At 67.8% G+C, this 8,838-nt stretch carries 8 protein-coding genes; 2 read left to right on the top strand and 6 right to left on the bottom strand.

Going from position 1 to position 8,838, the window contains the following annotated elements; translation table 11 throughout:
* Positions 1-156 precede the first annotated feature (156 nt).
* Together Q0741_RS00985 and Q0741_RS00980 are read right to left on the bottom strand one after the other, a co-directional pair.
* Complete coding sequence (locus tag Q0741_RS00985; protein WP_298231336.1) at positions 157-1,335, bottom strand: acetyl-CoA C-acetyltransferase; 1,179 nt, start codon at positions 1,333-1,335, stop codon at positions 157-159.
* A 53-nt stretch (positions 1,336-1,388) separates the two neighbouring features.
* Positions 1,389-2,999: a class I poly(R)-hydroxyalkanoic acid synthase gene (locus Q0741_RS00980; protein WP_298231338.1), complete on the bottom strand. Its 1,611-nt coding sequence runs from the start codon at positions 2,997-2,999 to the stop codon at positions 1,389-1,391.
* Between the two features lie 217 nt (positions 3,000-3,216).
* Between Q0741_RS00980 and Q0741_RS00975 the strand changes: the two genes are divergently transcribed.
* Positions 3,217-3,480 carry a hypothetical protein gene (locus Q0741_RS00975; protein ID WP_298231335.1) on the top strand — a complete coding sequence of 88 codons (264 nt, stop codon included), beginning with the start codon at positions 3,217-3,219 and terminating at the stop codon, positions 3,478-3,480.
* Here Q0741_RS00975 and pgeF read toward each other — a convergent pair.
* Positions 3,412-4,194, bottom strand: a complete 783-nt coding sequence (gene pgeF, locus Q0741_RS00970; RefSeq protein WP_298231334.1) for a peptidoglycan editing factor PgeF — start codon at positions 4,192-4,194, stop codon at positions 3,412-3,414. The two genes, Q0741_RS00975 and pgeF, sit on opposite strands and share 69 nt — an antisense overlap.
* Complete coding sequence (gene maiA, locus Q0741_RS00965; protein ID WP_298231333.1) at positions 4,184-4,822, bottom strand: maleylacetoacetate isomerase; 639 nt, start codon at positions 4,820-4,822, stop codon at positions 4,184-4,186. Before maiA ends, pgeF begins: the two co-directional genes overlap by 11 nt.
* A gap of 132 nt (positions 4,823-4,954) precedes the next feature.
* On the opposite strand from maiA, the gene Q0741_RS00960 reads away from it, so the two are divergent.
* A complete protein-coding gene (locus Q0741_RS00960; RefSeq protein WP_298231337.1) occupies positions 4,955-5,500 on the top strand; it encodes an NUDIX hydrolase in 546 nt (181 codons plus the stop codon).
* A gap of 129 nt (positions 5,501-5,629) precedes the next feature.
* Here Q0741_RS00960 and lpdA read toward each other — a convergent pair whose 3' ends face one another.
* Together lpdA and aceF are read right to left on the bottom strand one after the other, a co-directional pair.
* Positions 5,630-7,441 carry a dihydrolipoyl dehydrogenase gene (gene lpdA, locus Q0741_RS00955; protein WP_298231332.1) on the bottom strand — a complete coding sequence of 604 codons (1,812 nt, stop codon included), beginning with the start codon at positions 7,439-7,441 and terminating at the stop codon, positions 5,630-5,632.
* Between the two features lie 13 nt (positions 7,442-7,454).
* On the bottom strand, positions 7,455-8,838 hold a 1,384-nt coding region (gene aceF / locus Q0741_RS00950), incomplete at its 5' end, for a dihydrolipoyllysine-residue acetyltransferase (RefSeq protein ID WP_298231331.1).

Here is an 8,838-nt window from a genome sequence, read left to right as displayed (position 1 = left end):
CCGCCCATGCCGCCAGTCACGTAAGCCAGTTTCTGTGCCATCTGTCTCTCCTTCTTCGGGCCTTCTCGAAGCCCTTGGTGGTTTGCTTCGTTTGGTATCCCGGCGCACCTGCTTGGACCGCCGGGCGGGCGGCGCGGGGCCGCCCGGTTGTTGCGATCAGCGCTCGACCGTCAGCGCCACGCCCATGCCGCCGCCGATGCACAGCGCGGCCAGGCCCTTCTTGGCGTCGCGGCGCTGCATTTCGTGCAGCAGCGTCACCAGCACGCGGCAGCCGGAGGCGCCGATGGGGTGGCCGATAGCGATGGCACCACCGTTGACGTTGACCTTGGCCGGATCCACGCCCAGTTCCTTGTTCACCGCGCAGGCCTGGGCGGCGAAGGCTTCGTTCAGCTCGAACAGGTCCACGTCGCCGACCTGCCAGCCGGCCCGCTCCAGCGCCTTGCGCGAGGCCGGCACCGGGCCCATGCCCATGGTGGCCGGATCCAGGCCGCTGGTGCCGAAGCTCTTGATGCGCGCCAGCGGCTTGAGGCCCATTTCCTGCGCCTTGGCGGCAGACATCACCATCACCGCGGCGGCGCCGTCGTTGATGCCCGAGGCATTGCCCGCGGTCACGCTGCCGGCCTTGTCGAAGGCCGGGCGCAGGCCCGCCAGCGCTTCGGCATTGGTCTTCTTGTTGATGAACTCGTCGGTGTCGAACAGCACCGGGTCACCCTTGCGCTGCGGGATCTCGACCGGGACGATCTCGTCCTTGAAGCGGCCGGCTTCCTGCGCAGCGGCAGCCTTCTGCTGGCTGGCCAGGGCCAGGGCGTCCTGCTGCTCGCGGCTGATGCCGTGTTCCTTGGCGACGTTCTCGGCCGTGATGCCCATGTGGTACTTGTTGTACACGTCCCACAGGCCGTCGTTGATCATGGTGTCGACCATCTTCCAGTCGCCCATGCGCTGGCCGTCGCGGCTGCCCAGCAGCACGTGCGGGCTGGCGCTCATGTTCTCCTGGCCGCCAGCGATGACGATGTCGCTGTCGCCCCAGGCAACGGCCTGGGCAGCCAGCATCACGGCCTTGAGGCCGGAGCCGCACACGGCGTTGATGGTCAGCGCCGGCGTTTCCTTGGCGATGCCCGCCTTCATCATCGCCTGGCGCGCGGGGTTCTGGCCCGCACCGGCGGCCAGCACCTGGCCCATGATGACTTCACCGATCTGGTCGGGCTTGACGCCCGTCTTCTCCAGCAGGGCCTTGATGACCACGGCGCCCAGCTCCGGAGCAGGGGTCTTGGCCAGCGTGCCGCCGAACTTGCCCACGGCGGTGCGGGCTGCGGCGACGATGACGATGTCGGTCATGCTTATCTCCTCGTTTGTCAAGGTCGGGTTAAAGAAGGCTCAGGGGCTGCGGCTCAGGCCTTCTGCTTCACGTAACGCCCGGGAGCGGGCTCGATGGGCTTGTAGGTCTTGTTGCCGGGTGTCTTGGGTGCGGCGATTTCCTTGCCCGCGTGCTGTTTGAGCCAGTCGCTCCAGTCGGTCCACCAGCTGCCCGGGTGCTCGGTGGCGCCTTCCAGCCACTGATTGAAGTCGGTGTCGAGCTGCTCGTTGGTCCAGTAGCTGCGCTTCTTCTTCTGCGGCGGGTTGATCACGCCGGCGATGTGGCCCGAGGCCCCCAGGACGTAGCGCTTGGGACCGCTCAGGATCTGCGTGCTGGCGTAGGCCGATTCCCAAGGCACGATGTGATCCTCGCGCGAACCGTAGAGATACACCGGCGCCTCGATGCGCGAGAGGTCCACCTTCTCGCCGCTGACGGTCAGGGCACCGGGAACGCGCAACTTGTTCTCCAGGTAGGTGTTGCGCAGGTACCAGCAGAACATGGGCCCGGGCAGGTTGGTGCTGTCGGAGTTCCAGTACAGCAGGTCGAAGGGCGGCGGCGCCTCGCCCTTGAGGTAGTTGCCCACCACGTAGTTCCAGACCAGGTCGTTCGGACGCAGGAAGCTGAAGGTGGTGGCCAGTTCCTTGCCGTTGAGCAGGCCCGGGCCGTTGGGCGCCTTCTCGCCGATGGTCAGTTCGCGCATGCGCACCGCCGCCTCGTCGATGAACAGGTCCAGCACGCCGGTGTTGCTGAAGTCCAGCAGCGTGGTCAGCAGCGTCAGGCTCGCCGCGGGCTGCTCGCCACGCGCGGCCAGCACCGCCAGCGCCGTGCTCAGGATGGTGCCGCCCACGCAGAAGCCCAGCGCGTTGAGCTTGTCCTGGCCGCTGATCTGCTGCACCACGCGGATGGCGCGGATCACGCCCTGCTCCACGTAGTCGTCCCAGGTCTTGTGGGCAATAGAGGCATCGGGATTGCGCCAACTCACCACGAACACCCGGTGGCCCTGCGCGATGGTGTAGCGGATGACGCTGTTGTCCGGCTGCAGGTCCAGGATGTAGTACTTGTTGATGCAAGGCGGCACGAACAGGAACGGCTTCTCGTGGACCTTGGGCGTCAGCGGCTTGTATTCGATGAGCTGGAACAGGTCGTTCTCATACACGACCGTGCCCTCGGTGGTGGCGACGTTCTTGCCCACCTCGAAGACGCTCTCGTCCGTCTGCGACACATGACCCTGCTGGATGTCGTGCCACAGCTGTTGCAGGCCCTGGCTGATGCTCTCGCCCTTGGTCTCCAGCGCCTTGCGCTGCGCCTCGGGATTGAGCGCCAGGAAGTTGCTCGGCGCGGCGGCGTCGATCCACTGCTGCACGGCAAAGCGGACGCGCGCCTTGGCCTTGGCATCGCCCTCGATGGACTCGGCCATCTGCATCAGCGTGCGGGCATTGAGCAGGTAGACCTGCGCCAGGTAGGCCGCTGCGGGGTTCTTGGCCCAGTCCTCGGCCGAGAAGCGGCGATCGCCCAGCTTGGCGGGCTGTGCACTGCCGTCGGGGTGCAGACGGCTGAGCGTCTGGTTCCACAGCGCCGTCGCCTCGCTCAGGTACTCGCTCTGCAGCTTGGTCATGGCCTGCATCGGCAGATTCAGGCCCGACATGTTACGCAGCGCCTCCGAGATGGCGGCGCTCAGCGCCGTGGCGTTGTCGCCAAGCTGTTGCAGTGCGGGGATGGGATGCAATGTCACGCTCGTCTCCTGAGGACTTTTTCACGAAATCCGTTGCCGGGTAGCGTTTTAGGCTTCGTGTCTTACCGCATCATGACAACAGTTTTCATTGTACGAAATACGTCATTCTGCGTAATTGCGGGTTTTTGCTATGTACTTGGTAGCTCTGGCATGGTTGTACGTGGTGCTGATGATGGCTGTGGCCGAAGCGACGGCGCCCAACGGGACCTTGCTCGGTGCGCTGTTCACGTTGCTGCTGTATGGCGTACTGCCCTTGTCCATCGTCCTCTACCTCCTGGGGACGCCGGCGCGGCGACGGGCACGCAAACGCGCCGAGGACGCGGCCTCAACGCAGCCAGACGGCGGCAGCCTGCCGCCCCGTGACCCGGTCCCGCCGGAACGAGAAGAACCGTGAGTGATCCTGCACCGTGCACCACTGTCCGCCACTGATCTGACACAGACCTGCCATTTCGAGCCGCCGCCGTGCCAACGCCGGCAGGTCTGCCAGCCAGCGCGGACTGCCGTCGGCGCGCGGACGCCAGGCGAAGGCCGGGTCGGCCGGACCGTCCGGAGCCACGCCGAAGCCCTCCAGCACGTCGTGCCCCACCTCGAAGCTCCGCGGCCCGATGCAGGGCCCCAACCAAGCCAGCACCTCGGACGGCTCGCACCGCGCCAGCGCGCAGACCTCAGCCAGCGTGTTCTCCAGCACGCCACCGGCCAAACCGCGCCAGCCCGCATGCGCGGCCCCGACGGCACGGCCGTTGAGCGCCGCGAAGAGCACGGGTAGGCAGTCCGCCACCTGCACCACGCACACCAGGCCAGGGTCGCCGGTGACCGCAGCATCGGCCTCGGGCGGCCGCGGCGGCAGGGCCTCGCCGGCGCGCAGCCGCAGCACCCGCGTGCCATGCTCCTGGCGCAGCCACACCGGCGTGCCGCCCTCGGCGGCGGTGGCAAAGCGGGCGCGGTTGCAGTCCACGGCCTGCGGGCTGTCGCCCACGGCATCGCCCAGATTGGCGCTGTCCCAGGGCGCTGCGCTGACGCCGCCCAGGCGCGTGCTCATGAGCGCACCCACGCCGGCCGGCACCAGCCACTCGGGCCTCAGCACCCCCTGCAGGGCCTCACTCGGCATCGGGGCAGGCGGAGGGCTGCGTCTTGGTGAAGGCGTCGAGCTGCATGCAGGCCTCGTACACGCGCATCACGGTGGGCACGTGCTCCAGCCGGCAGTTGAAACGCTGGGCGTTGAAGATCTGCGGCACCAGCACGCAATCGGCCAAGCCAGGCAGGTCGCCATGGCAGAAGCGGCCGGTGGACGGGTGCTGCGCCAATTGGCGCTCCACCACCTCCAGGCCGGTCTCCACCCAATGGCGGTACCAGCGGTTCTTGTCGTCCTCGCCGACCTTGAGGTCGTGCATCAGGTAGCGCAGCACGCGCAGGTTGTTGAGCGGATGGATCTCGCAGGCAATGTCCTGCGCCAGCGCGCGCACGCGAGCGCGGCCCAGCGGGTCCGAGGGCAGCAGCGGCGGCTGCGGATGGGTTTCGTCCAGGTACTCGATGATGGCCATCGACTGCGTCAGCGATGCGTCGCCGTCGCGCAGCAGCGGCACCAGGCGTGAGGCCGACACGGCCGCATACGACTCCGCGAACTGCTCCTTCTTCTGCAGATGCACCGGCTTGTATTCGTAGGCCAGACCCTTCAGGGCCAGTGCAATGCGGACGCGGTAGGAGGCCGAGGAGCGAAAGTAGTTGTACAGCTGCATTTCTGGGGTGACTGCGGAACTGCGGGATTGACGCGGTGCAGCATAACCTCTCCACAGCGCTTTCGAACATCGCGTGAACCCTGCACGCGGCCGGGGGCGTCCGAGGGCGCGCGCTAAACTCGGCCCATGCTTTTGTCCGAGCGCAGCAGGATCCAGCACTGCCCCGCATGTGGCAGCCACGTGCAATACCGCATTCCACCTGATGACAACCGGGAGCGCGCGGTCTGTCCGGCTTGCAGCCGCATCCACTACGAGAACCCGCTCAACGTCGTCGGGACGCTGCCGACGTGGAACGACCAGGTGCTGCTATGCCTGCGCAACATCGAGCCGCGCCGCGGTTTCTGGACGCTGCCGGCGGGCTTCATGGAACTGGGTGAGACCACCTCGCAGGGCGCCCTGCGCGAGACCGCGGAAGAAGCCGGTGCCCACATCGAGCTGGGCCAGCTCTTCAGCGTCATGAACGTGCGCCAGGTCGGGCAGGTTCACCTCTACTACCTCGCCAAGCTGCAGGACACCCGCTTCGACCCCGGCCCGGAAACCATCGAAGCCAAGCTGTTCACCGAGGCCGAGATACCCTGGGACCAGATCGCCTTCCGCACCGTGCGCGAGACGCTGCGGCGCTACTTCGAGGACCGCAAGCGCGGCCACTTCGGGCTGCACACCGCAGACATCGAATAATGAACGGGCGCCGGACGGCGCCGTCCTGTAGCAACTGACGGCCTTACGGCAAAACGCGCCGCAATTGCGGCGCGTTTTTCATGGTGGCGGTGGGGGTCGCACCCCGAAGGGCGCAACCCGCTGCTGCGCTCAGCGCTTCTGCGGCGGCAGGTCGGTGCAGGAGCCGTGGGCCACTTCCGCGGCCATGCCGATGCTTTCGCCCAGCGTCGGGTGCGGGTGAATGGTCTTGCCGATGTCCACCTCGTCGGCGCCCATTTCGATCGCCAACGCGATCTCGCCGATCATGTCGCCCGCATGCGTGCCCACGATGCCGCCACCCAGGATGCGGTGCGTCTCGGCATCGAACAGCAGCTTGGTGAAGCCTTCGTCGCGGCCGTTGGCGATGGCGCGGCCGGAGGCCGTCCACGGGAACAGGCCCTTCTTCACCTTGATGCCGCGCTGCTTGGCCTCGTCCTCGGTCAACCCCACCCAGGCCACCTCGGGGTCGGTGTAAGCCACGCTGGGGATCACCCGCGCGTCGAAGCGCGCGTGTTCGTCCCCGGACGCCACCTCCGCCGCCACGTGCGCCTCGTGCACCGCCTTGTGGGCCAGCATGGGCTGGCCGACGATGTCGCCGATGGCGAAGATGTGCGGCACGTTGGTGCGCATCTGCACGTCCACCGGGATGAAGCCGCGATCGTTGACGATCACGCCGGCGTTCTCGGCGCCAATCTTCTTGCCGTTGGGCGAGCGGCCCACGGCCTGCAGCACCAGGTCGTAGACGCCTTCGCTCTTGGCGCCGTCCAGGCCCTCGAACTGCACCTTGATGCCCTCGGGCGTGGCCTCGGCGCCCACCGTCTTCGTCTTCAACATGATGTTGTCGAAGCGCGGGGCGTTCATCTTCTGCCACACCTTCACCAGGTCGCGGTCCGCGCCCTGCATCAGGCCGTCGAGCATTTCGACCACGTCCAGCCGTGCACCCAGCGTGGAGTACACGGTGCCCATTTCCAGGCCGATGATGCCGCCACCGATGATCAGCATCTTCTTGGGCGCCTGGCGCAGCTGCAGCGCGCCGGTGCTGTCCACGATGCGCGGATCGTCGGGCAGGAACGGCAGCCGCACCGCCTGCGAGCCCGCGGCGATGATGCAGTTCTTGAAGCGGATCACCTTCTCGCCGCCGGTGCGCTCGGTGCCTTCGCCCGTGGTCTCCAGCACCTTGACGTGGTGCGGATCCACGAAGTTGCCATAGCCGCGCACGACCGTGACCTTGCGCATCTTGGCCATGGCGGCCAGGCCGCCGGTGAGCTTGGAGACGACCTTGTTCTTGTGCGCCAGCAGCTTTTCCAGGTCCACCGTGGGCGCGGCGAAGGTGACGCCGAGATCGGCGAAATGCTTCACCTCGTCCATGACCGCGGCGACGTGCAGCAGCGCCTTCGACGGGATGCACCCGACGTTCAGGCACACGCCGCCCAGCGTCGCGTAGCGCTCCACCAGCACCACCTTCATGCCCAGGTCGGCGGCGCGGAAGGCGGCGGAGTAGCCGCCCGGGCCGGCGCCGAGCACGAGCATGTCGCACTCGAGGTCCACATTGCCGGAGAAGCTCGCGGCGTTGGGCGCCGGCGCCACGGGCGCCGCCACCGGGGTGGCGGACTGCGGCGCCGCGCTGTAGGACTCCGGCGCCGTCGGCTGCGCCGGGGCCGGTGCGGGCGCACCCGCCGCGGCGCCCTCGGCCTCCAGCGTCAGGACCAGCGAGCCCTCGCTGACCTTGTCGCCGAGGTTGACCTTGAGCTCCTTGACGGTGCCGGCGTGCGAGGACGGGATCTCCATGGAGGCCTTGTCCGACTCCACGGTGATGAGGCTCTGCTCCTCCTTCACCGTGTCGCCGGGCTTGACCAGCACCTCGATGACGGCGACGTCCTTGAAATCGCCGATGTCGGGAACCTTGACTTCGATGAGTGCCATCTTGGTGGTCCCCTTACAGCATCACGCGGCGGAAGTCCGCCAGGATCTGACACAGGTAGGCGTTGAAGCGGGCCGCGGCGGCACCGTCCACCGCGCGGTGGTCCCACGACAGCGACAGCGGCAGCGTCAAGCGCGGCACGAACTGCTTGCCGTCCCACTTCGGTTCCATCGTGCTCTTGCACACGCCCAGGATCGCGACTTCCGGCGCGTTGATGATCGGCGTGAAGTAGCGCCCGCCAATGCCGCCCAGCGACGAGATGCTGAAGCAGCCACCGGTCATGTCGGCCGGCCCCAGCTTGCCCTCGCGGGCCTTCTTGGCCAGTTCGCTCATCTCCTGGCTGATCTGCAGCACGCCCTTCTTGTCGGCGTCCTTGATCACCGGCACCACCAGGCCGTTGGGCGTGTCCGCCGCGAAGCCGATGTGGAAGTACTGCTTGAGCACCACCTGGTCGCCGTCGAGCGAGGCGTTGAACTCGGGGAACTTCTTGAGCGCGGCCACGGCAGCCTTGATCAGGAAGGCCAGCATCGTCACCTTGACGCCGGACTTCTCGTTCTCCTTGTTGAGCTGCACGCGGAAGGCTTCGAGCTCGGTGATGTCCGCGTCGTCATGGTTGGTGACGTGCGGGATCACGACCCAGTTGCGGTGCAGGTTGGCGCCGCTGATCTTCTTGATGCGCGAGAGGTCCTTGCGCTCGACGGGGCCGAACTTGGCGAAGTCCACCTGCGGCCAGGGCAGCAGGCCCGGGAAGGCGCCACCCGCAGCCGCGGCGGGCGCCTTGGCGGCGGCGGCCTTGGTCTGCGCCGTACCGGCCATCACGGCCTTGACGAAGTTCTGCAGGTCTTCCTGGGTGATGCGGCCCTTGAGGCCGCTGCCCTTGACCTCCTCCAGCGGCACGCCCAGCTGGCGCGCCTGCAGGCGGATCGAGGGCGAAGCATGCGGCAGCTGGCCCTTCGGCGCCGTGGGCTCGTGCGCCGGCAGCGCCGCGGTGGGCGGCGTGCGCTGCGCGGGCGGAGCCACGTCGGGCGCCGACACGGTGGCCGCCGGCGCGGGAGCGGGCGCGGCTGCCGCCGGGGCGGGAGCCGGGGCCGGGGCGGCAGCGCCGGCAGCACCTTCCAGGATCACGATCGGCGAGCCCTCGCTCACCTTGTCGCCCAGCTTCACCAGCACTTCCTTGACGGTACCGGCGTGCGAGGACGGGATTTCCATGGAGGCCTTGTCGGACTCCACGGTGATCAGGCTCTGCTCGACCTTGACCTGGTCGCCGGGCTTGACGAAGACCTCGATCACAGCGACTTCCTTGAAGTCACCGATATCGGGCACCTTCACCTCGATCGTGCCGCCGCCGGCGGCGGGCGCCGGGGCCGGCGCGGCGGCCGCGGGCGCCGCGGCAGGAGCC

The organism is uncultured Azohydromonas sp., assembly GCF_937926365.1.
GTDB lineage: Bacteria > Pseudomonadota > Gammaproteobacteria > Burkholderiales > Burkholderiaceae_C > Azohydromonas.
The sequence above is the reverse complement of the archived record's forward strand: the minus strand, read 5'-3'. Positions and strand labels throughout refer to the sequence as shown.